The 22,846-nt window shown below is 38.9% G+C and carries 20 protein-coding genes; 17 read left to right on the forward strand and 3 right to left on the reverse strand.

Translation table 11 applies throughout. From position 1 onward, the window contains the following. Positions 1 to 17 precede the first annotated feature (17 nt). A complete protein-coding gene (locus WNY79_RS07785) occupies positions 18 to 1,139 on the reverse strand; it encodes an S-(hydroxymethyl)glutathione dehydrogenase/class III alcohol dehydrogenase (RefSeq protein WP_076923952.1) in 1,122 nt (373 codons plus the stop codon). 134 nt (positions 1,140 to 1,273) lie between these two features. Between WNY79_RS07785 and WNY79_RS07790 the strand changes: the two genes are divergently transcribed. The 7 genes from WNY79_RS07790 (at position 1,274) to hflX (ending at position 9,271) form a co-directional block, all read left to right on the forward strand. Then, positions 1,274 to 2,146: a LysR family transcriptional regulator gene (locus WNY79_RS07790; protein WP_342875572.1), complete on the forward strand. Its 873-nt coding sequence runs from the start codon at positions 1,274 to 1,276 to the stop codon at positions 2,144 to 2,146. Between the two features lie 147 nt (positions 2,147 to 2,293). Next, on the forward strand, positions 2,294 to 3,511 hold the full coding sequence (locus WNY79_RS07795; protein WP_342875573.1) for a lipoprotein-releasing ABC transporter permease subunit: 1,218 nt from the start codon (positions 2,294 to 2,296) through the stop codon (positions 3,509 to 3,511). Next, positions 3,504 to 4,202 carry a lipoprotein-releasing ABC transporter ATP-binding protein LolD gene (lolD, locus tag WNY79_RS07800; RefSeq protein ID WP_342875574.1) on the forward strand — a complete coding sequence of 233 codons (699 nt, stop codon included), beginning with the start codon at positions 3,504 to 3,506 and terminating at the stop codon, positions 4,200 to 4,202. The genes WNY79_RS07795 and lolD overlap by 8 nt, the downstream gene beginning before the upstream one ends. After that, complete coding sequence (locus WNY79_RS07805) at positions 4,192 to 5,436, forward strand: lipoprotein-releasing ABC transporter permease subunit (protein WP_342875575.1); 1,245 nt, start codon at positions 4,192 to 4,194, stop codon at positions 5,434 to 5,436. The genes lolD and WNY79_RS07805 overlap by 11 nt, the downstream gene beginning before the upstream one ends. Positions 5,437 to 5,544: 108 nt before the next feature. Then, a complete protein-coding gene (locus WNY79_RS07810; protein WP_342875576.1) occupies positions 5,545 to 6,018 on the forward strand; it encodes a DUF1456 family protein in 474 nt (157 codons plus the stop codon). Positions 6,019 to 6,388: 370 nt separating this feature from the next. After that, entirely contained in the window at positions 6,389 to 7,741 is a 1,353-nt protein-coding gene (gdhA, locus tag WNY79_RS07815) for an NADP-specific glutamate dehydrogenase (RefSeq protein ID WP_342875577.1), read from the forward strand. Between the two features lie 174 nt (positions 7,742 to 7,915). Beyond that, a complete protein-coding gene (gene hflX / locus WNY79_RS07820) occupies positions 7,916 to 9,271 on the forward strand; it encodes a GTPase HflX (protein ID WP_342875578.1) in 1,356 nt (451 codons plus the stop codon). Between the two features lie 98 nt (positions 9,272 to 9,369). Here hflX and WNY79_RS07825 read toward each other — a convergent pair whose 3' ends face one another. Next, positions 9,370 to 11,103, reverse strand: coding sequence for an AMP-binding protein (locus WNY79_RS07825; RefSeq protein WP_342875579.1), 1,734 nt, complete (start codon positions 11,101 to 11,103; stop codon positions 9,370 to 9,372). Between the two features lie 185 nt (positions 11,104 to 11,288). After that, on the reverse strand, positions 11,289 to 11,735 hold the full coding sequence (locus WNY79_RS07830; protein ID WP_007582681.1) for a DUF3010 family protein: 447 nt from the start codon (positions 11,733 to 11,735) through the stop codon (positions 11,289 to 11,291). A gap of 355 nt (positions 11,736 to 12,090) precedes the next feature. On the opposite strand from WNY79_RS07830, the gene thrS reads away from it, so the two are divergent. The 10 genes from thrS to WNY79_RS07880 all read left to right on the forward strand — a co-directional run bounded on the left by thrS (position 12,091) and on the right by WNY79_RS07880 (position 22,787). After that, positions 12,091 to 14,001, forward strand: a complete 1,911-nt coding sequence (gene thrS, locus WNY79_RS07835; protein ID WP_342875580.1) for a threonine--tRNA ligase — start codon at positions 12,091 to 12,093, stop codon at positions 13,999 to 14,001. Positions 14,002 to 14,060: 59 nt separating this feature from the next. Further along, positions 14,061 to 14,621 carry a translation initiation factor IF-3 gene (gene infC / locus WNY79_RS07840; protein ID WP_002960714.1) on the forward strand — a complete coding sequence of 187 codons (561 nt, stop codon included), beginning with the start codon at positions 14,061 to 14,063 and terminating at the stop codon, positions 14,619 to 14,621. 212 nt (positions 14,622 to 14,833) lie between these two features. Next, positions 14,834 to 15,034 (forward strand): 50S ribosomal protein L35, encoded by a 201-nt coding sequence (rpmI, locus tag WNY79_RS07845; RefSeq protein ID WP_002960713.1) that lies wholly within the window; start codon positions 14,834 to 14,836, stop codon positions 15,032 to 15,034. Between the two features lie 15 nt (positions 15,035 to 15,049). After that, a complete protein-coding gene (gene rplT, locus WNY79_RS07850; RefSeq protein WP_002960711.1) occupies positions 15,050 to 15,409 on the forward strand; it encodes a 50S ribosomal protein L20 in 360 nt (119 codons plus the stop codon). A 522-nt stretch (positions 15,410 to 15,931) separates the two neighbouring features. After that, positions 15,932 to 17,749, forward strand: coding sequence for a M14 family metallopeptidase (locus WNY79_RS07855; RefSeq protein ID WP_342875581.1), 1,818 nt, complete (start codon positions 15,932 to 15,934; stop codon positions 17,747 to 17,749). 1 nt (position 17,750) lies between these two features. Continuing rightward, positions 17,751 to 18,392, forward strand: a complete 642-nt coding sequence (locus WNY79_RS07860) for an MBL fold metallo-hydrolase (protein WP_197184994.1) — start codon at positions 17,751 to 17,753, stop codon at positions 18,390 to 18,392. Positions 18,393 to 18,499: 107 nt separating this feature from the next. After that, entirely contained in the window at positions 18,500 to 18,958 is a 459-nt protein-coding gene (locus WNY79_RS07865) for an Lrp/AsnC family transcriptional regulator (protein WP_007375323.1), read from the forward strand. 127 nt (positions 18,959 to 19,085) lie between these two features. Continuing rightward, positions 19,086 to 20,642 carry a SulP family inorganic anion transporter gene (locus WNY79_RS07870; RefSeq protein ID WP_342875582.1) on the forward strand — a complete coding sequence of 519 codons (1,557 nt, stop codon included), beginning with the start codon at positions 19,086 to 19,088 and terminating at the stop codon, positions 20,640 to 20,642. Positions 20,643 to 20,893: 251 nt separating this feature from the next. Beyond that, a complete protein-coding gene (locus tag WNY79_RS07875) occupies positions 20,894 to 21,970 on the forward strand; it encodes a histidine kinase (RefSeq protein WP_007582687.1) in 1,077 nt (358 codons plus the stop codon). Next, positions 21,963 to 22,787 (forward strand): LytTR family DNA-binding domain-containing protein, encoded by an 825-nt coding sequence (locus WNY79_RS07880; RefSeq protein WP_024600272.1) that lies wholly within the window; start codon positions 21,963 to 21,965, stop codon positions 22,785 to 22,787. The genes WNY79_RS07875 and WNY79_RS07880 overlap by 8 nt, the downstream gene beginning before the upstream one ends. Positions 22,788 to 22,846 lie beyond the last annotated feature (59 nt).

The following is a 22,846-nucleotide window of genomic DNA, read 5'->3' on the forward strand; positions in this document are numbered from 1 at the left end:
ACGTATTTAAGCAAATATTAGTAATGAATTACTGTACGAATGCTTTTACCTTCGTGCATTAAATCAAATGCTTCGTTAATATCTTCAAGGCCCATTGTATGGGTAATAAAGTCGTTAAGAGCAAATTCGCCAGCCATATAACGCTCTACTATTTCAGGAAGTTGTGAACGGCCTTTAACGCCACCAAATGCACTGCCACGCCATACACGCCCAGTTACCAGTTGAAACGGACGGGTTGATATTTCTTGGCCAGCACCGGCTACACCAATAATTACCGATTCGCCCCAACCTTTATGACAACACTCAAGCGCTGAGCGCATAACATCAACATTACCAATACATTCAAACGAGTAGTCAACGCCACCGTCAGTCATTTCAACAATAACTTCTTGAATTGGCTTGTCGAAATCTTTTGGATTAATTAAATCAGTTGCACCAAGTTTTGTTGCTAAATCGAATTTAGTGGTGTTTATATCAACACCAATAATACGACCCGCACCAGCCATTTTTGCGCCAATAATGGCCGATAAACCAATACCACCTAAGCCGAATATAGCAACCGTATCACCAGGTTTTACGTTAGCTGTATTTGTTACTGCACCCATACCTGTTGTTACACCACAGCCTAGTAAGCAAATCTCTTCTAAAGAGGCTTCTTTATTTACTTTAGCGAGTGAAATTTCTGGTAGTACGGTGTACTCAGAAAACGTTGATGTACCCATGTAGTGATAAATTGGTTGGCCGTCTTTAAAAAAGCGTGTTGTGCCATCTGGCATTAGACCTTTACCTTGAGTTTCGCGTACAGCTGAACACAGGTTAGTTTTACCTGAAGTACACATTTTACATACGCCACATTCAGCAGTGTATAGAGGAATAACATGATCGCCTACTTCAACACTTGTCACACCTTCGCCAACGGCATAGACAACACCAGCGCCTTCATGGCCTAAAATAGCAGGAAATATGCCTTCAGGATCTTCACCCGATAATGTAAATGCATCGGTATGACATACACCAGTAGCGGTAATTTTTACCATTACTTCGCCTTTTTTAGGCATCATCACATCAACTTCTTCAACACTAAGTGGTTGATTAGGACCCCAAGCAATGGCAGCTTTTGATTTAATAAATTCAGACATGTGTTTTATTTCCTTTAACTGGCTATTAAAAAATAATTGTAGACCCAATTTGCTTGGGTGATGCGCGTATTGTATTTGTTTCTCAAACAATGATAATCTCTGATTTATTAAAACACTTTTACAGTATGGTAATAATGGCGCGTTGGGATGGAATTGATGAGTTTATAGCGGTTGGTGAAGAGGGCAGCTTTACCGCGGCTGCAAAAATGCTTGGGCTTTCGGTTGCGCATATTAGCCGCCATGTTACAGCGCTTGAGCAACGTTTAAATACTCAACTTTTAACCCGTACAACCCGTAAAGTCGTTTTGACCAAAGAGGGTGAAGCGTATTTACATCAAATAAAGCATTTACAATATGCTATGGATGAAGCAACGCAAGGTCTTGCCACGCACCAAACTACACCAAAGGGTAAAATTAAACTCACTGCTCCGGTTATGTACGGGGAAACGTTCATAATGCCTTTAGTGAATAACTTTATGTATGACCATCCTGAGGTAGAAGTGGTTGCCACATTAAGCAACGAGCAAGAAAACTTGCTAGAAGGCGGATTTGATTTAGCAATAAGGCTAGGGCACTTAAAAGATTCGAGCTTAAAAGCGCGCAGGTTAAGTGCAAGGCGCTTTATTATGTGCGCCGCACCACAGTATTTAACGCGATTTGGTGAGCCACATACTTTAGGTGAATTAAATAATCATCAATGCTTGGTTGGCAATAGTAGTTATTGGCGCGTAAACGAAAATAATCGTGATAAACATATTAAAATTACGGGCCGATTGCAGTGTAACAGCGGTTGGGCACTGGTAGATGGAGCAAAAAAAGGGTTGGGTATTGTACAGTTACCCGACTACTACATTGGCAACGAAATTTCCTCTGGAGAATTAGTCCCTATTCTAACGGCTTATCAACCACAGCAAGAGGGTGTATGGGGCGTGTATCCACCAAGGCAGTTTGTGGCCACAAATGTACGCGTTTTACTCGATTATTTAGTTAAAGGGCTTAAAACTTAACCACGAGTTAATGGTTAAATACATATTGCTTTAAATATAGCCAAGTATCAGATTTTTAAATTATTTCTTACATTTTATGCCATACCCAAAGGCACTTTTTTCGTGCTACTATTGCTCAATACTTTTAGGATAAGTGTTAAAAATAATATGTTTCAACCGGTTAGCTTATTTATTGGGCTTAGATACAGTCGCTCCTCTAAGGGAAATGCGTTTATATCCTTTATATCGTTTTTTTCTATTGCCGGTATCGCTATTGGTTTAATGGCTTTATTTACGGTCAGCAGTGTAATGAATGGCTTTGAAAATAGCTTAAAAACGAACATGCTAGGGCTTATTCCTCACGTTGAAATAAAAGCGGAAGCACATACCGCTACACAAATGAATGACTTAAAAACCGATCTCGAACAATCTCCCTATGTTGACCATGTAAGCTTGTATCGCCACGGCGAAGCTATTTTACAAACTAATAAAGATTTACACGGCGTGTTACTGCAAGGCCTTTACGACGATAAAGGCTCTTTATATAAAATTACCGACAAAATAGTGCAAGGCGATTGGAAAACCGTACTTAACAAAAACTACAGTATTGCTATAAGCCGTTATTTGAGTCGTAAATTAGGCGTTAGCGTGGGTGATAAGCTGCGCGTTATTATGCCTAATGCTTCAACTTATACACCACTTGGGCGAGTACCTAGCCAGCGTTTATTTAAAGTTGCCGCAATATACGAAACCGGCTCTGAAATCGATATGGCACTTGCGTTTACCAGCGGCGCTTCGCTGCAACGCGTGCTTAAGCTCGATAAAAACACCGCCCCTAATTTAAGTATCTCGTTGCACGAACCGTTCGAGCTAGATGAATTTATTGAAGCCAGCCAGCGTATTTTAAACGATCATAATTATAGTGATTGGCGCAGTACCCAAGGTACTCTATTTGCAGCCGTTGCTATGGAAAAGCGCATTATGTCTATGTTGCTTGCCCTCATTGTATTGGTGGCTGTGTTTAATATTGTATCGGCTTTAACCATGATGGTGAGTGAAAAACAAGGCGAGGTAGCCATACTACAAACGTTAGGTTTAACTCCTTCGCAAGTACAAAAAGTCTTTATGGTACAAGGCTTATATAACGGTGTAATAGGTACTGCAATAGGTGCGTTTTTAGGTTTGATATTTAGTTTGTATATAAATGAGTTACTTGCATTAGTAGGTTTAAACTTACTGGCGGGTATAGAGCTTCCGGTAAAATTTGATATTTTGAGTTTAGTAATAATAGCGTTTGCCAGTATTGCTATGAGCTTTTTAGCTACCTTATATCCTGCGCGTAAAGCCGCAAAAGTAAAACCAGCAGAGGTATTACGTTATGAATGATTTAGTGATTAGTTGTGAAAATTTAAGTAAGGTTTATCAAGACGGCAGCAACCAAGTTGAAGTATTAAAAGGCGTTGATTTAGCACTTCAGCAAGGCGAAATGCTCGCGATTGTGGGTAGCTCTGGCTCAGGTAAAAGTACGCTTTTACATATACTTGGCACATTAGATACCGCAAGTTCGGGTAGCGCTAAAATTAAAAACCAAGAAGTTGCCAAGCTTTCGCGAACAGAGCAAGCCGCATTCAGAAACCAAAATTTAGGGTTTATCTATCAATTTCATCATTTATTAATGGAGTTTAGCGCGGTAGAAAACGTAGCTATGCCATTATTAATTAAAGGTTTAAGTGCAAAAGAGGCCAAAGTACAAGCGCTCGATATGCTCGAAAAAGTAGGCCTTGTACATCGCAGTTCACATAAACCGTCTGCACTTTCTGGTGGAGAGCGCCAACGCGTGGCTATTGCCCGTGCACTGGTTACAAAACCTGCGCTTGTGCTTGCTGATGAACCAACCGGTAATTTAGACAAACAAAACGCGATTAAAATTTACGATTTAATTAACGAGCTGAACCAAAGTTTAAACACGAGTTTTGTAGTGGTTACACACGATTTAGAGCTTGCCGATAAGCTGGGTAAAATAGCGTATTTAGACGATGGAAAACTAGCTATTAAAGAGTCGCAGTATGTTGCTTAGTGCATTTTTAAGTAAACGCTTTAGAGCTTACTCAGGCCATAAAGACGAAAAAAACGGCTTTGTTAGTTTTATCGCTAAAGCATCGACTATTGGTATTTTATTAGGTGTCGCGGTTTTAATTGTGGCGCTGTCTGTAATTAATGGCTTTGAGCAGCAACTAGTACACCGCTTACTGAGTGTTGTACCGCAGGTTGAATATGTAGCACCAAGTAGACCCATCGCGAATTGGTCGCAAAAGGTTGAGGATTTACAAACACAACCGCATGTAACAGGGGCTGCGCCATTTATTGCTGTAAATGGGATGGCGCAATATAAAAGCCAGTTAAAAGCAGTTGAAATTCGTGGTGTAGAGCCATCGCTTGAGAGTAATGTATCGGCGGTAAACCAGTTTACCAGTGGTAAATTAGTGAGCCAGTTAGGCTTTGATGACGTTATCTTAGGCAAGCAAATATTAAAACAGTTAGATGCCAAAGTAGGCGACAACATTACGTTACTTATTCCGCAAATTAGTCAAAAAGGTCAGTCGTTATTAGCGCCGAAACGCGTAACACTTAATCTTGCAGGTGTTATAGAAATGGGCGGGCCGATTGATAGTACCGCTGCGTTTATACATATTAACAAAGCGCAGCAAACATTGGGTTACGACGAGACTCAAGTCACAGGGCTGCGATTAAGTGTTGATGATGTATTTTCAGCGCATCAAATAGCGTTAAAAGTGGGCCAAACTATTGACGACTATGTGTATATTTCTAGTTGGTTCAGAACCCAAGGCAGCCTGTATCAAGATATTCAAATGGTACGTACCATTGTTTATATTGTGGTGTTTTTAATTATTGCAGTAGCTAGTTTTAATATTGTGTCTTCCTTGGTGATGGAAGTGCGCGAAAAACAAGGCAATATTGCTATTTTAAAAACCATGGGCGCGAAAGACAGCACTATTTTAGCCACCTTTGTAATGCAGGGCTTAATGCAAGCATTTGTAGGCGTGGCACTAGGAACACTAATTGGTGTGGTATTAGCGCTTAATATAAGTGAGCTTTTTACGTGGATAAGCCTATTATTTGGAGCCAATCCGCTTGAAGGTGTTTATTTTATAGAGTTTTTACCAAGTAAATTAGTACTTGAAGACATTGGTATTACAGTGATTGTTACGTTTGTGCTTGCGATACTTGCCACTATTTATCCTGCATGGCAAGCAACGCGCGTAGATCCTGCCAAGGTGCTTGGTAATTAAGCTCAGATAAAAATTAATAGGGTGGTATTAGTAAACCTGTTAAACTAGGTGCTTATTTAAAATTAAGCAATAACTGCTTGGTTGCTATACCTCACTTTGGGATTTACTTTGACTAATAACGATATTTTACGCCGCATTCGCTACACTTTTAACTTAACTGATACTGCTATGGTCAATGTTTTTGCATCAGCAGAGCATACGGTCACTAAAGAGCAAGTAATTGCATGGTTAACTAAAGAAGATGAAGAGGCTTTTACCCCAATAAGTGATACTGAGTTTGCTAGCTTTTTAAATGGGTTTATTAATACCCAACGTGGCAAACGCGAAGGTGAGCAGCCAGAGCCTGAGAAAAAGCTAAATAACAATATTATTTTTATGAAGCTACGTATTGCTTTAAACATGAAAGCAGAAGATGTTATAGCAACACTTGCACTTGTTGATTTTGATTTAAGTAAACATGAGTTAAGTGCGTTTTCTCGAAAAGTAGATAACAAACATTACCGTGTTTGTAACGATCAAATATTACGCTTGTTTTTAACCGGCGTACAAAAGCAGCACCGTCCAGAAGAGTCTGTTGAGTAACTGGTTTTAGCTAATTAGCTTTTAGTTAATGGGTTTTTTGCGAGCGCAATGCAGTATAAAGCCCATTAATTGTTATATTTTTAAACAAACCCACACCTAACTAATACTTCTAAAATTCCCTTTTAAAACATTACAATTTAGCTTGTACGAATACTTACGTACAGCTGTGAATTTAAATTCATCTTTAATAAATAAAAATCAAGCTTCCAATCAAAATAATTCAAGTGCTGCACGTTAAATATCTTAATTTTCCATGCTAAGGTAACAGTTAATTATATTAAATTAAGACCTTAAAGCATGAGTCATAAACTTGATCACGTTTACTTTAACATCTGATAAATACTTTTATTATTAACACGGAAGAATAATTATGAATTATATCCATAGCACAATTGCACAATTAAAAAATAGTAGTCCTGCACAATGCGAGTTTTATCAAGCTGTTGAAGAAGTACTTGAATCACTCGAACCGATCTTAGAAAACTCAGAAAAATACAAAAAAAATGCCATTATACAACGCTTAGTTGAACCCGAACGCCAAATTATGTTTAGAGTTCCTTGGGTTGATGACGAAGGCAATATTCAGGTAAATAAAGGCTACAGAATTGAGTTTAACTCTGCACTTGGCCCCTATAAAGGTGGCTTACGTTTTCACCCAAGTGTAAATGCCAGCATAATTAAATTTTTAGGGTTTGAGCAAATATTTAAAAATGCTTTAACAGGTTTACCAATCGGTGGTGGTAAAAGCGGGGCAAACTTTGATCCAAAAGGGCGATCGGATGCTGAAATAATGCGTTTTTGCCAATCATTTATGAGCGAGCTCTATCGTCATATTGGCCCTACAACCGACGTACCCGCTGGAGACATTGGAGTAGGGGCGAGAGAAATAGGTTACTTGTTTGGTCAATATAAACGTTTAACTGGTCGCTATGAAGGCGTTTTAACAGGTAAAAGCTTATTGTGGGGTGGATCGCTTGTACGAAAAGAAGCCACGGGATACGGCGCTGTTTATTTTGCTGACTACATGTTGCAAGCGCGCGGTGATAGCCTACAAGGTAAGCGCTGCTTAGTCTCGGGCGCAGGTAATGTTGCTATTTATGCTATGGAAAAACTTTATCAAATGGGTGCAACACCAGTAAGTTGCAGCGACTCTCGTGGCACTGTGTATCATGAGTCGGGTATAGATTTAAATCTTGTTAAATGTTTGAAAGAGCAATCGCGTGATTGCTTGAGCGTATACAAACAAACTCATCCTGATGCTATTTATATTGCTGTAAATGACTACCCTAAAGATGGGCATGCTGTTTGGCGCTTTAATGCTGCCGCTGCTTTTCCGTGCGCCACACAAAATGAATTAACACAGGCAGACGCTAACGCATTATTATCTGGCGGCTGTTTATTAGTAAGTGAAGGCGCAAATATGCCTTCAACAAAAGAGGCTATTGATTGCTTTATTGCTGCAAAAATTGCGTATGGACCAGGCAAAGCGGCCAATGCCGGCGGCGTTGCAACAAGCCAATTAGAAATGGCACAAAATGCGAGTATGCAAAGTTGGACCTTTGAAGAGGTTGACGAGAAACTAAAGCAAATTATGAAAAATATATTTGTGACAGCCAACGATACCGCTATAGAATTTGGTGAGCCAGGAAACCTTTTATTGGGTGCTAATATTGCAGGCTTTAGGCGCGTTGCCGATGCAATGATTGAGCAAGGCGTAGTATAAAAATACGATTGAGTGCCAAATTTAGCCATAAATTTATACCTAATTGTGGCTAGATTTAGTTATAAAAGTGATTAGTTAATTATAACTCTATAAAGCTGAGCTATAACAGCGTAGGATCAACTTACTTTCGAATGAAAAATAGGTTTGCACCTTAGTGCATTAACACAAAAATTTATGCAAACAACTGCAAAAGCATCACTTCCAAACGCCTTACTTATTTCTATTAGCACACCACAGTTTAAAGGAGACGAAGCTACAGAGTCGCTTGCAGAACTTGCGCGCTTGGTGACTACTTTAGGGTTTAAAGTAGTAGGTACTCAATCGCAAAAGCAAAGTTCTACCCAAAAGGTTAATGTACTTGGCTCAGGCAAACTAGCAGAAATAGCGCACCTTACCGGTAATAAAGGGTCTGCTGCAGATGAGCAAGAAGATGAAAATGTTCTTGATGACGATCCATTATCTGACATGCCGTCAGAAATCCCATCAGACGATTTAGATTTTGCGTGTGCCGATGTTGTAGTATTTGATTGCGATCTAACGCCTTCTCAGCTACGTAATGTTGAGAACCAATTAGGTGTAGAAGTATTTGACCGCACAGGCATAATCATTGAAATATTTAGCCGCCATGCGCGAACTAAAACAGCAAAATTACAAGTTGAAATTGCTCGCCTTAATTATGTCGCGCCACGACTTCGTGAAACATCAACAGGTGATAAAGAACGCCAAATGGGTAAAGGGGCGGGTGAAACCACCCTTGAGCTAAATCGCCGTAAGGTGCGCGATCAATTAGCAGAATTAAAGCGTGAGCTTGTTAGTGTCCAAGATGTAATGATGGACAGACGTACGCAGCGCTCTGAGCTATTTTCAGTAGCTTTAATTGGTTATACCAATGCTGGTAAGTCATCAATGATGCGTGCAATTACAGGCAGTGATGTGGAAGGCGAAAACAAACTTTTTGCTACGCTAGATACTACAGTTCGTGCGTTATATCCCATTACACAGCCTCGTATACTCGTATCTGATACAGTTGGTTTTATTAAAAAGTTACCGCACGATTTGGTTGCTTCGTTTCACTCAACACTCGCTGAAGCACATGATGCGTCGCTACTTTTGTATGTGGTTGATGCATCAGACCCTTCTTTTCGTTCACAGCTTGAAGTAGTACATAAAGTACTGGCAGAAGTCGGTGTTGAAGGCAGTAAAAAATTATTAGTGCTGAATAAATCAGACCAATTAAGTACTGAGCAGCAGCAATCGCTAATGGATGAGTTTCCTGATGCAATGATGACCTCTACGCGTAACCCTGATGATATTAGTAAACTGCATAAATATATTGTTGATATTGCTCAAGAAGACATGATTGAAGAAGAGATTGTTATACCGTACACAGCCAAAGGTATCGTGGGCGAAATTCGATCGAGTATGAGTGTTGTTAAAGAAGAATATGAATACAGCCATATTAAATTAACAGTACGCTCAAGTGCGATTGATTTAGAGCGTTTAAAAAAGAGAATGTTGGATATAAAATAAATTCAAAACACAAAAAGCACAGCCAATTGGCTGTGCTTTTTAATAGTTGCTTGAGGTGGGTTTATTATTCGCAATACAGATTTTCCATAGAAGAGAAATTAAGAGAAAGCCTTATCGCTTAGCTCTTCTTGCATTTGCTCTCGCATTTTAAATTTTTGCAGTTTACCTGTTACTGTCATTGGGTAGTTTTCTACAAAACGGATATGTCGTGGCATTTTAAAGTAGGCTAGTTTGTCTTTCAAAAACTCACGAACTGCTAGCTCATCCAGCACTGCATCTTCTTTTGGTTGGATCCAAGCGCACACTTCCTCGCCATACTTTTCATCTGTTATACCAAATATGGCTGCATCTTGAATGCCCGGGTAGGTGTAAAGCACTTCTTCTATTTCGCGCGGGTAAATGTTTTCGCCGCCGCGAATAATCATATCTTTAATACGGCCCACTATGGTGACAAACCCTTCAGTATCCATAACACCTAAATCACCAGAGTGCAACCAACCGCTGTCATCTATTGTGGCTTTTGTTTTAGATTCGTCATTCCAATAGCAGCGCATTATACCTGCACCTTTACTACACACTTCGCCAGGTTGACCAATTTGTTGAATGTTACCCAGCTCGTCAATAATTTTAACCTCGGTATGTGCAAGCGCACGGCCAACAGTCGTTACTTGGCGCTCTATTGAAGAGTCTGTTTCGGTAATGTTGTTTATTGGGCTGCACTCAGTTTGTCCGTAAGCAATGAGCACTTGATGCATGTTCATTTGTGTTTGTACTTTCCGCATTACTTGCTCAGGGCACGTTGAGCCTGCCATTACACCCGTGCGTAAAGTACTCAAGTCATAGTCGTTAAAATTACTTAGTTCAAGCTCACTAATAAACATAGTGGGTACTCCATGCAGCGCTGTGCAGCCTTCTTGTTGCACTACATCAAGGGTTGTTTTTGCATCGAACGAATTACCTGGGTAAATGGCTGCAGCACCTTTACTTACACATAATAAGCTACCTAGTACCATAGCAAAGCAATGATACAGCGGGATCGGAATGCATAACTTGTCATTGCTTGTAAAATGCATGGATTCGGCGACGAATAGCGCATTATTTAAAATATTTTTATGAGTGAGCGTTGCGCCTTTTGGGTTGCCTGTTGTGCCTGATGTAAATTGTATATTGATGTCTTGCTCAGCATTTAAGTGTGCACCTATTGCTTTTAATTCACGCTCATGTGCTGCTGTTGGCAAGTTAATAACATCATTAAAAGAATGCATACCAGGAGATGCTTCATCGCCAATGCGGACTATATTTTTAAGAGTGGGCAGTGCTTTTAAATTAAGTGTGTCTTTATCGCAAGTTGCAAGTTCTGGAGCCAAACAATTAAGCATTTCTATATAATCACTGCCTTTGAAGTTTGATGCTGTAATTAAGGTGGAGCATTCAACACTATTTAAGGCGTATTGTAATTCGTTAGGGCGATATGCAGGGTTAATACACACCATTATTGCGCCAATTTTAGCTGTTGCGAATTGGGTTAAGCACCACTCAATATTATTAGGAGACCAAATACCAACACGTTCGCCTGGTTTCACGCCAAGTGCCAGCAACCCCATAGCGAGTTGATTAACTTCTTTTTGAAATTCCTTATACGTTAAACGAATACCCTGATGATGAACTACAACAGCTAACGCCTCTGGGTTTTTGTCGACAATAAAGTCAAAGTACTCGCCAATGGTTGAATTTGTTAAAGGTGTGCTTTGTATACCTTTAAAATAGCTTTGCGATAACGGTAAGTGATTTATTTGTTCTACTTCTTTTACCGCAATAGTGTGTGTGTGCATTGCTCTCTCCATGAAAATGTGTGTGAGTTATGTAAACTACAAAGTTAAAATAAACACATATTGTCGACAAAGAGAAGTGCAGTTAGACTAATGTATTATTAGATTAATAAAAGCTAATACTACTTTTTAGACACAAAAAAACGCGTCTTACAATGTAAGTACGCGTTTTTTAACGAGTAATGAGTTTACATTTCGTCGCTGCGGTATGTTTTTTTCATGATGTAAACGTAAGCGTTTACAAATGCATTTTCTTGGTACTTTTTAAGGCCTGTTTCTTCAAAATCAATAGGGATAGGATTACGCTTTACCTGTTCTTTAATTTCAGTTGTGGTAAACAAACGTACATCTAAATTGTCGATTAATTGAATCGCAGTTTCCATTTTGAATCCCTTCGCGCTGCCAGCAAATTTACCTTTAGGCTGACGCTCACGGATTGCAACAGAATCAATTTGGTAATCTTGCATTAGTTTTGCAAAATCGAATTGAAATTTACGCATTACTTCAGTGTCGTTACCGTTACCTAAGGTAAAGCGTGTTTGGCGCACATCGCGAATATCAAATACGTCATTATCTTTACTTAAAATACAAAGTAGTACATCACTACCGGTAATTTCTACACCACATGTTCTCATGTCTATTCTCTAAAATAACTTAATTACGCAGTATTATACGCAACGCACATTAAAATGCGAGTATAGGTATAGTTGTAGGTGCGTAATTAGCGCGTTGATGCTTTTATATTTTAACTAAATGATTTTTTTTGCACTAAAAGCTGCATTTAGTGCTCAAAACGGGAGGATTTCACCCCTTTAAACTTGTAATTAAATGCACAGCACGCGACAATATATCCTTGTAGTTGAACAGACTCGTCATCTACATTAATTAGTCAATGCTTATTCGTAAAAGCGTTGTCGAGCCATTCTCATTTAATTTAATAAAAATACACGTGATACATTGTAGGTGTCACCACTGTAGTAAGGATTTATAATGCCAGTTATTACTCTTCCAGACGGAAGTCAACGTAGTTTTGAAAACCCTGTAAGTACGCTTGATGTTGCAAACGATATTGGTCCTGGTTTAGCTAAAGCGACCATTGCAGGTCGTGTTAATGGCGACCGTGTTGATGCATGTGATTTAATTAGTGAAGATTCTCGCCTTGAGATCATCACCGCAAAAGACGATGACGGTCTTGAAATTATTCGTCACTCTTGTGCTCACTTAATTGGTCATGCAGTTAAGCAACTTTTCCCAGACGCAAAAATGGCAATTGGTCCTACCATTGATAACGGTTTTTACTACGATATCGATATGGAACATTCATTATCACAAGATGATCTTGAAGCAATTGAAAAGCGTATGTTGCAACTTGCAAAAACAAACTACGACGTAGTGAAAAAAACAGTAAGCTGGCAAGAAGCACGCGATACTTTTGAAGCGCGTGGCGAAACATACAAAATAGAAATTTTGGACGAGAATATTGCTAAAGACGATCGTCCAGGGTTATATCATCACGAAGAATATGTAGACATGTGTCGTGGGCCTCACGTGCCTAACATGAAATTTTGCCAAAACTTCAAAATAATGAAAGTGGCGGGTGCATATTGGCGCGGTGATTCAGAAAACAAAATGCTACAACGCATTTACGGCACAGCGTGGGGCGATAAAAAGCAACTTAAAGCGTATTTAAAACGCCTTGAAGAAGCTGAAAAACGCGATCACCGTCGTATTGGTAAAGCGCTTGATTTATGGCACTGGCAAGAAGAAGCGCCAGGCATGGTATTTTGGCACAACGATGGTTGGAGCATTTACCGCGAGCTTGAAGAGTTTGTACGTGAAAAATTACGTGAATATGAGTACGAAGAAGTAAAAGGTCCAATGATGATGGACCGTTCACTTTGGGAAAAATCAGGTCACTGGGAAAAGTATTCAGAAGCAATGTTTACCACTGAGTCTGAAAAGCGTGAATACGCAATTAAACCAATGAACTGCCCAGGCCATGTGCAAATATTTAACCAAGGTTTAAAATCGTACCGTGATTTACCACTTCGTATGGCTGAATTTGGTTGTTGTCATCGTAATGAACCATCAGGTGCACTACACGGTTTAATGCGTGTACGTGGCTTTACACAAGATGATGCTCACATTTTTTGTACTGAAGAGCAGATAATGGACGAGGTTTCAGCATGTATTAAGATGGTTTATGATACATATGAGACATTCGGATTTGAGAAGATTGTAGTTAAGCTATCTACTCGCCCAGAAGAACGCATTGGTGAAGACCATATGTGGGATAAAGCTGAGCTTGCACTAGCCGAAGCACTTAAGCTAAACGATATTGAATTTGATTATCTTCCGGGTGAAGGCGCGTTTTATGGCCCGAAGATTGAATTTACTTTATACGATTGTTTAGACAGAGCGTGGCAGTGTGGTACAGTGCAATTAGACTTTGCATTACCGGGTCGTTTAGGTGCTACTTATGTAGCAGAAAATAACGAACGTCGTACACCTGTAATGATACATCGTGCTATTTTAGGTTCTATCGAACGCTTTATTGGCATTTTAACTGAAGAGTACGCTGGTTTATTCCCAACGTGGCTTGCGCCAAAGCAAGTGGTAATTATGAATATTACCGATAAACAGGCTCCTTATGTTAAAGAAGTTGTACAAAAATTAAATAAACTTGGAATTAGAGCCGCTGCTGACTTGAGAAATGAGAAGATTGGCTTTAAAATCCGTGAGCATACACTGAAGCGTATTCCATACTTGCTTGTTGTTGGCGATAAAGAAGTTGAACAACAAGAAGTAGCAGTGCGTACTCGCACAGGTGAAGACCTAGGCAAATTTAATGTTGATGATTTTGTAGCTAAAATTAGCGAAGAAATTAAAAATCGACAGTAAAAATCGAGCGTGTAAGGCATTAACAAACAGCCAATTACACGCTTATATTATTGATATTCTTGGAGGAACGTACTATTAGAGGCGGCAAGAAAGGGCAACAAACAGCTCAAAAAAATCGTATTAACGAAGAAATTACAGCGCAAGAAGTTCGTTTAATTGACATTGAAGGCGAACAAGCTGGAATTCAGTCATTACAAGACGCGCAAACTATGGCCGATGCAGCGGGTGTTGATCTTGTTGAGATCAGTCCAAACGCTGAGCCGCCTGTTTGTAGAATCATGGACTACGGTAAGTTCATCTTTGAAAAAAGCAAAGAACTAAAAGAGCAGAAAAAGAAGCAAAAGCAAATCCAGATTAAAGAAATCAAATTCCGTCCTGGTACGGATGAAGGTGACTATCAGGTTAAGCTTCGCAACTTACGTAAGTTCTTAGAAGCTGGCGATAAAGCTAAGATTACGATCCGCTTCCGTGGCCGTGAAATGGCTCACCAAGAAATTGGTATAGAATTATTAAACCGTATCAAAGCCGATTTAGAAGAACTTGCAGTAGTTGAGTCTTTCCCAAATCGTGTTGAAGGTCGCCAAATGGTTATGATGATGGCGCCTGTTGCTAAAAAATAATTTTTAAGCGATAATACGCACCGAAATTAGCTCAGGTCTGCAAGTAATATGCGAATATTCACCTGAGTTAACCGGTATTAAAGTAAGATTGCGGCATTTATGTTGGGTCTTCACCGGAACATGGCAGTAAGTTAGGCCTAAAAGTGGAGCTATAGAAATATATCTCACGCCTGCTTACTAATTTAAAAGCAATACAATTTGGAGTTATTGCAATGGCTTATAAGCTAAAAAGTCACAGTGGCGCTGCTAAGCGTTTCAAAAAGACTGCTTCTGGCGGTTTCAAGCGTAAACAAGCGCATCTTCGTCATATTCTGACTAAGAAAACTTCTAAGCGTAAGTTACACCTACGTCCTAAGATGATGGTTCATAAAAATGACCATGGTCTAGTTTCACGTATGTTACCGTTCGCTTAATAGGGGTTTTTAGAAATGGCAAGAGTTAAACGCGGCGTTGTCGCACGTGCACGTCACAAAAAAGTTTTAAAACAAGCAAAAGGTTACTACGGAGCACGTTCACGTGTTTACCGCGTAGCTTTCCAGGCTGTTACTAAAGCGGGTCAATACGCTTACCGTGACCGTCGTGCGAAGAAACGTACTTTCCGTCAATTATGGATTGCACGTATCAATGCTGCTTCACGTCAAAATGGTCTGTCTTACAGCCGTTTTATCAATGGTCTTAAAAAGACATCTGTAGAAATCGATCGTAAGATCCTTGCAGATATCGCTGTTTACGACCAAGTTGCATTCGCAGCGCTTGTAGAAAAAGCAAAAGAAGGCCTAGCCGCTTAAGCTTTTTTATATAAGTATTAAAAAGGAGCCTATGGCTCCTTTTTTTGTGCCTGTTATTTAGTAACATACATTTTTTTGGAATTAAGTTTATAAATAGTCATGTACTGAACTGCCAAGGCGTGTTGAACCTTGGTGGTTGAATTTGCAGTAGTATGCTTGGCTTTTAAGCAAATACCAAATATATGCTGCCCTTTGAGCTCGATCTTGGGACGGTTAACCCTTTGTTGCTCGGTTTTTACTTATGCTTAAATGGATGTAACCCAATAGAATAACGTAGGAGCAGTTATCGAGCCCACAGGTACAAACCTCGCACCGCGATTAAACCTCCCCTAGATTGAACAAATTTCAATCCACAAAGAACAACACGCCCTAGACTTAATAAGTTTATAAAGCCCCTAAAGACAGCCGTAAATAGGGGATATGTAATTGGCTGCATTTTTTTGTTGAATCACCGCAGTTTCCTCATTATAAAAAAATTAGTTGATATAATTTATATAATTGAGGCGTTTGTTAGAGAATTTTATGTTTGCAAGTTTACTAGTTTTATCTGCAAGTGTTGCGTATGACGCACACTTACCTCCATTAATTGAGTGGCAGGGGAAAAGCGTGGAGCTTTTACAAAAACAAGGGCCGTTAACTACTGATTTTGAGTTGTCAGCAGGTGAAGCGTCACCCGATTATGCAAATACAATGGCATTTGTAGATAGGTTAGTTGCTGCAAACCCTACTCAGTTTCAATCTCAAACCATTGGCTATAGTAATAGCAAACGTGCAATCAAAATGCTGATTGCCAGTGAGCAAGGCTTCTTTGAAGCAAGGCAAATGGCTAATAGCACTAAGCCAACTATTTTTATTCAGGCAGGGATACACTCTGGTGAAATAGACGGTAAAGATGCCATGTTTATGCTGCTTAGGGATATAGCAACGGGTAAGCGCCGTGACATTTTAAAAAAGGTAAATATATTATTTATTCCTATTTTAAATGTTGATGGACACGAACGTAGTAGTGCATTCAATCGCATCAATCAACGGGGCCCTGCAAAAATGGGCTTTAGAACAAATGCTAATAACCTTAATTTAAATCGTGATTTTACCAAATTAGATACCCCAGAAGTTAGAAGTGTTTTAAAGGTTATTAACGACTACAGCCCAAATTTATATATTGATGTACACGTAACCGATGGCGCAGATTATCAATATGATGTGACTTATGGCTACAACCCGGTTTTTTCAAGCGAGTCGCCTGCGGTATCTGATGCACTAAACCAGTTTTTTAAACCTCTGATTGACGATACGCTCGCTAAGCAAGGGCACATGCCAGGGCCACTTATTTTTGTTATGGATAAGCGCGACTTTAAAAAAGGATTAGCGGGGTGGGTTGCTACACCGCGCTTTTCAAATGGTTGGGGGGATTTAAAGTCATTACCGACTATTTTAGTTGAAAATCATTCATTAAAACCTTACAAGCAACGTGTATTAGGAACTTACGTATTTTTAGATGGTGCTATTACTGCGCTATCAAAGCATAGTCATGAGTTAGCTAATGCAGTAAAAAAAGAGCAAGAATTTGTTCCTAAACAGTTAATAGTAAAGCGTGGCTATGCCAAGAATGCTGACACGATTACACAGTTTAAAGGTATTGAATATTCATCAAGCATGAGTGCACTCTCAGGCCAAAATGAAGTGAAGTATTTGGGTAAAGCACATACATATATCGACTTACCTATTTATTGGCAAAAAGATGTACAACATACAGTTGAAGTACCTAAAGCTTTTTTTATTCCGCCTGTATATCGCAATATTATTAAGAAACTAAAGTTACACGGCGTCTCTATTAATAAACTTGAAGGGGCAAACACACAGCCTTTAAAAGTAGCAAAGGTGGCAGACTACACGTTTGATAAAGCACCATTTGAAGGCCGTTTTAGAGTGTCAGCAAGTTTTGATTATGTCCCCGCTATAAATGTAGATTTAGATGGTTGGTATCAAGTCAATACTCAACAAAAAGCAGGTGAGCTTGCTGTGCATTTATTGCATCCTGAAGCACCCGATTCGTTTTTTGCATGGGGGGAATTTAATACTATTTTTCAGCGTACTGAGTATATGGAAAACTATGCACTAATTCCGTTTGCGCGCCAAATGCTAAAAGACAATCCAAAGCTAGCGCTTAAGTTTGATGAAAAGCTTAAAGATAAATCGTTCGCAAGCGACGCTGAAGCGAGATTAAACTGGTTATATGAGCAAAGTCCATTTTATGATCAAGCGTACTTAAAGTACCCAATATTGATGTCATTCGAAGAAGAAGTTGTTATCCCGGATCAAAAAAGTAAAGAAATCTAATATGCAAATTATAACCATACCCGTCACTGCATTTGCACAAAATAGTCGTATTATTTGGTGTAGTGAAACTAAACAAGCCGTAGTCATAGACCCAGGTGGTGACCCTGATAAAATAGTAGCAGCCCTTAATGAGCATAAACTAGAGTTAAGTGCTATTTGGTTAACGCACGGGCATTTAGACCATGTGGGTGGGGCTGATATTTTACGTAATCAATTTAACGTACAAATTATTGGCCCACAAAAAGATGAGTACTTCTGGTTTGAAAATTTACCTATGCAAGCACAAATGTTCGGGTTTAAACCCATTGAGCCTTTTTACCCGGATATTTGGCTAAACCATAACGACACCGTGAGCGTAGGTAAACTTAGCTTTTTAGTGAAGCATTGTCCGGGGCATACACCTGGTCATATTGTGTTTTATCAACAAGACTATGAATGCGTTATTGTAGGTGATGTTATTTTTAAAGGCTCAGTAGGGCGAACTGATTTCCCTAAGGGGAACAGCGAACAACTTATAGAGTCGATTAAGACGCATATTCTAACCTTACCTGATAATACTAAAATATTGTCAGGGCATGGGGGCGACACTACGGTTGGATTTGAAAAACAAACAAATCCTTTTGTGAGTGGTAAGTTTGGTTAAGTTACTTATTTTAAGTTTGGCAAACTGCATAAAAATTAAAAATAAGCAGACTGAGTTTTAAAATGGTTGTATAATTTAACCAGTTTATTTGATAAATAAGAAATAAAATGTCTCTAAATCACGTAGATCGCCAAATATTGGCACTTTTACAACAAGATGCTAGTTTATCAACCGCAGAAATTGCTGATAAAGTAGGCTTGTCTCAATCTCCATGCTGGCGTCGAATTGCCAAGCTAGAGCAAGATGGTTATATAAAAAGCAAAGTGGCTCTCTTAGATGAGAAAAAACTTGGCTTTGATATGCTTGTATATGCACATGTACGTTTATCAAACCACGGTAAAAAGAACCTTGCTGAATTTGAAAAACTTATAATGAGTTATGATCAAGTAACAGAGTGTTACACCATGGCCGGAACAATGGACTTTATGCTACGCATAATTTCACAAGGCATAGAAGGTTATGAGCACTTTGTACGCGATAATTTACTAAGCTTAGAATACGTACAAGAAGTACATTCTAATGTAACAATGACATGTGTAAAACGTAGTACATCTCTTCCTTTATAAAAGCACTTCTTTAAAAGCTAAACCTCTTTTAGTTTAGCTTAACCACATAATGACAATTGTTAACTGAGCGCTAATTTGTTAGAATTTAGCGCTTTTTTTATACCCATAACACCATTTGAGGAACTCAATGTTTAACTTACTCAGTAGGGCGCCTAGCTCTGCTAAAAACGATATTCTATCTGGATTAACTGTGGCGCTTGCCCTAGTGCCAGAAGCTGTTGCGTTTGCTTTTGTTGCAAATGTAGAACCTTTAGTTGGTCTATATGCCGCGTTTATCGTTGGTTTAATTACGGCTATATTTGGTGGCCGCCCTGGTATGATTTCAGGTGCAACCGGTGCACTAGCTGTTGTTATGGTAAGTTTAGTGCTTGATCATGGAGTTGAGTATTTATTTGCGACCGTATTGCTCATGGGCATACTGCAGATACTCGCGGGTGTATTTAAACTCGGTAAGTTTATCCGCATGGTTCCTCATCCGGTAATGCTTGGTTTTGTAAACGGCTTAGCTATTGTTATATTTTTAGCCCAATTAGGACAATTTAAAGTGCCTGATGGTATGGGCGGACAAGAGTGGATGACGGGTAATCCGCTATACATTATGCTTGGTTTAGTGGCTTTAACTATGGCTATTATTCAGTTTTTACCAAAACTAACCACGGCTGTGCCCTCTACATTAGTCGCTATTATTACAGTCACCGCTTTAGTTATTGGTCTTGATTTAGAAGCGCATACAGTACTTGATTTCTTAAAAGGGATGACAGGAAATGAAGCGGCAACTATTGCAGGTGGCTTACCTGAGTTTCACATTCCTATAGTGCCATTTACACTAGATACACTCTATATTATTTTTCCGTATGCGATTATTTTAGCAGCTATTGGTTTAATAGAGTCTTTATTAACACTTAGCTTAATTGATGAAATAACAGATACACGTGGTCATAGTAATAAAGAGTGTATAGGGCAAGGCGCTGCAAATGTTACTTGTGGCATGTTTGGCGCAATGGGTGGTTGCGCCATGATTGGGCAGTCTATGATCAACATTAATTCAGGTGGTCGTTCACGCTTATCAGGTATTAGCGCTGCATTAATATTATTAGCCTTCATTATTTTTGCATCTAGCTTAATTGAAATGATTCCGCTTGCTGCATTAGTTGGTGTGATGTTTATGGTAGTACTTGGCACATTTGAATGGGCGAGCTTTAAAATGATGAAGCGTGTGCCATTATCTGATGCATTTGTAATCGTACTTGTATCTGGAGTGACGGTTAAATTTGATTTAGCAATTGCAGTATGTGTAGGTGTTATTGTATCTGCATTAGTATTTGCTTGGCAGCATGCTAAGCACATATACACAACTAACTATATAGATGAAGAAGGCGCTAAAGTATATGAGTTACATGGCCCACTTTTCTTTGGTTCAGTTAAAAACTTTGCAGAGTTATTTGATGTTAAAAATGACCCTAAAAATGTAATTGTTGAATTTAAGCATAGCCGCGTATCTGATCACAGTGCAATTGAAGCAATTGACACACTTGCTGATAAGTACACAAAAGCAGGTAAGCAACTTCACTTACGTCACTTAAGTAAAGACTGTACGCAGTTGCTGCATAAAGCACGCGATTTGGTTGAAGTGAATGTGATTGAAGATCCAACATACAAAGTAGCATCAGACAAACTAGCTTAATTTACACAAAGCTATTTATATTTAAAAAGCGAAAGGTGAATAACCTTTCGCTTTTTTAGTGTCTCTACTATTTGTTTGCGGTAAGACTCTTAAAAAGCAAGGTAGGCTGTAGTGCTATGCAAACTCATAAATCTATATAATAAGATTATCTAATTTTATGAAAATTAGCCCTACATAGGTAAAAATAATAATGAATAACAAGCGCCTATTCTATGAAATTAGTCTTTAACTATACGGAGTAAACATCTATTTTGAACTGGCAATCTTTAGTCGATAACAGACAACGTTTCTTTTGGCTTTTGCAAATTGCAGGCTGGATTGGTTATGCGTTAGTAAATTATATTGGCTCTAAAGTATTTGAAATGCGTGATATATACGTATTTGTTATTTTATTAAATGCTTACGCTGGTTGCTTAATGACAGTACCGCTTAGGTATATTTACCGTAAAATTTGGAATGCCTCGCCTTGGGTATTAATGATTGTAGTATTTGGTGCCTCTTATGTAACGGGTACTTTATGGGCTGTCGTTCAAAAATTTAATTTGTGGGAAATATACCGCCATGGTTATAGACCCGAAGAGTGGTTTTATTACCTGCAGCAAGGTTTAGATTCTGTTTATATTATTTTATGTTGGAGTGGTCTGTACTTTGGCGTTAAATATTACCAACTATTACAAAGCGAGCGACAAAAAGCGCTCAAAGCCACAACTATGGCACACGAAGCGCAATTAAAAATGCTTAGGTATCAGCTCAACCCCCATTTTTTATTCAATACACTCAACGCTATTTCTACTTTAATTTTGGTTAAAGAAAACAAAGATGCTAACTTAATGGTAGCAAGGTTAAGTGACTTTTTACGTTATACATTAAATACCGATCCAATTAAAAAAGTACCACTAGAGCAAGAGCTACATGCGCTCATGCTTTATTTAGAAATAGAGCGCGTCCGTTTTGATGAGCGATTGAAAGTAAATGTAGATATTAGCGAGCAAGCAAAAGAGGCTTTAGTACCTAGCTTAATTTTGCAACCAATTATAGAAAACGCGATTAAATATGCCATTGCCCATCTGACAGAAGGTGGTGTAATTGATATAAAAGCACAAGTATTTGCGAATGAATTATTACTAGAAGTGGGTGACAACGGCCCAGGTACTGACATACTTGATGGTCAATTAGTTAACGCTCAAGGTGTAGGTGTCGCTAATACTAAAGATAGATTAAAAACGCTGTATGAAAATAATTATTCGTTTGTATTATCACATAATACGCCAAGTGGATTAAAAGTTAATCTGCGAGTACCTTTTGAGAAGGCTGTGAAAAATGACTAAAATAAAAACACTCATTGTTGATGATGAACCGTTAGCAAGAAAGGGTTTAGCGGTAAGGCTTGAAGAATACTCTGATATTGAAGTAATTAAATTGTGTAGTTCAGGCGCTGATGCAATTGAAATGTGCCAAAGTGAGAAAATCGACTTGGTTTTTTTAGATATTCAAATGCCAGGTATGAATGGTTTTGAGGTAGCAAGAGCGCTCAGCGAAAGTACAAAAGCACTACCTGCGATTGTGTTTGTAACTGCCTTTGATCAGTTTGCCGTAAAAGCGTTTGAAATTCATGCTCTCGATTACATTTTAAAACCCGTTGATGATAACAGACTAAAACAGGCGGTAGAAAAAGTGCATACCTACTTAAAAACGCAGCAAGACAACGCCCATAAGAAAAAACTAGCGAGTTTTGTAGCCGGTATTACTGGTAACAATTGCGAAGAAATACTTAAAAAATTAGCCACTGGCGACACGCTAACAGACAGGCGTTACCCAGAATCACTTGCAGTGAAAGAGCAGGGCGAAATTATTCGTGTACCAGTAGCGACTATCCAATGGGTTGATGCTGCGGGTGACTACATGTGTTTACACTGTGAAGATGGACAAACGCATATTTTACGCAAAACAATGAAAGAGCTAGAGCAAGAGTTGGACCCTCAGTTGTTTGTACGCGTACACCGAAGTGCAATAGTAAATACAAAGCAAATTAGTAAGTTGGTTACGCAGGTAAGTGGTGAGTATTTATTAGTACTTGAAAACGGACAAGAATTAAAAGTGAGCCGTAGCTATCGAGATAAGGTTAAAGCAGCGTTAGCAAGTTAAAACCAAAACCAACGCTTTTATTACAGACACAAAAAATGCGAGCTTAGCTCGCATTTTTT

This window comes from Pseudoalteromonas sp. AS84 (assembly GCF_038900255.1).
Classification (GTDB): Bacteria; Pseudomonadota; Gammaproteobacteria; order Enterobacterales; family Alteromonadaceae; genus Pseudoalteromonas.

Bases quoted from the DNA above. Each gene is read 5' to 3' on its own strand.
- WNY79_RS07805 (WP_342875575.1), top strand. From the start codon at position 4,192: ATGTTGCTTAGTGCATTTTTAAGTAAACGCTTTAGAGCTTACTCAGGC.
- WNY79_RS07870 (WP_342875582.1), top strand. From the start codon at position 19,086: ATGTTTAACTTACTCAGTAGGGCGCCTAGCTCTGCTAAAAACGATATT.
- thrS (WP_342875580.1), top strand. From the start codon at position 12,091: ATGCCAGTTATTACTCTTCCAGACGGAAGTCAACGTAGTTTTGAAAAC.
- lolD (WP_342875574.1), top strand. From the start codon at position 3,504: ATGAATGATTTAGTGATTAGTTGTGAAAATTTAAGTAAGGTTTATCAA.
- hflX (WP_342875578.1), top strand. From the start codon at position 7,916: ATGCAAACAACTGCAAAAGCATCACTTCCAAACGCCTTACTTATTTCT.
- WNY79_RS07830 (WP_007582681.1), bottom strand. From the start codon at position 11,735: ATGAGAACATGTGGTGTAGAAATTACCGGTAGTGATGTACTACTTTGT.
- rpmI (WP_002960713.1), top strand. From the start codon at position 14,834: ATGGCTTATAAGCTAAAAAGTCACAGTGGCGCTGCTAAGCGTTTCAAA.
- WNY79_RS07825 (WP_342875579.1), bottom strand. From the start codon at position 11,103: ATGCACACACACACTATTGCGGTAAAAGAAGTAGAACAAATAAATCAC.
- rplT (WP_002960711.1), top strand. From the start codon at position 15,050: ATGGCAAGAGTTAAACGCGGCGTTGTCGCACGTGCACGTCACAAAAAA.
- WNY79_RS07795 (WP_342875573.1), top strand. From the start codon at position 2,294: ATGTTTCAACCGGTTAGCTTATTTATTGGGCTTAGATACAGTCGCTCC.
- WNY79_RS07790 (WP_342875572.1), top strand. From the start codon at position 1,274: ATGGCGCGTTGGGATGGAATTGATGAGTTTATAGCGGTTGGTGAAGAG.
- WNY79_RS07855 (WP_342875581.1), top strand. From the start codon at position 15,932: ATGTTTGCAAGTTTACTAGTTTTATCTGCAAGTGTTGCGTATGACGCA.
- WNY79_RS07860 (WP_197184994.1), top strand. From the start codon at position 17,751: ATGCAAATTATAACCATACCCGTCACTGCATTTGCACAAAATAGTCGT.
- WNY79_RS07865 (WP_007375323.1), top strand. From the start codon at position 18,500: ATGTCTCTAAATCACGTAGATCGCCAAATATTGGCACTTTTACAACAA.
- WNY79_RS07785 (WP_076923952.1), bottom strand. From the start codon at position 1,139: ATGTCTGAATTTATTAAATCAAAAGCTGCCATTGCTTGGGGTCCTAAT.
- WNY79_RS07880 (WP_024600272.1), top strand. From the start codon at position 21,963: ATGACTAAAATAAAAACACTCATTGTTGATGATGAACCGTTAGCAAGA.
- gdhA (WP_342875577.1), top strand. From the start codon at position 6,389: ATGAATTATATCCATAGCACAATTGCACAATTAAAAAATAGTAGTCCT.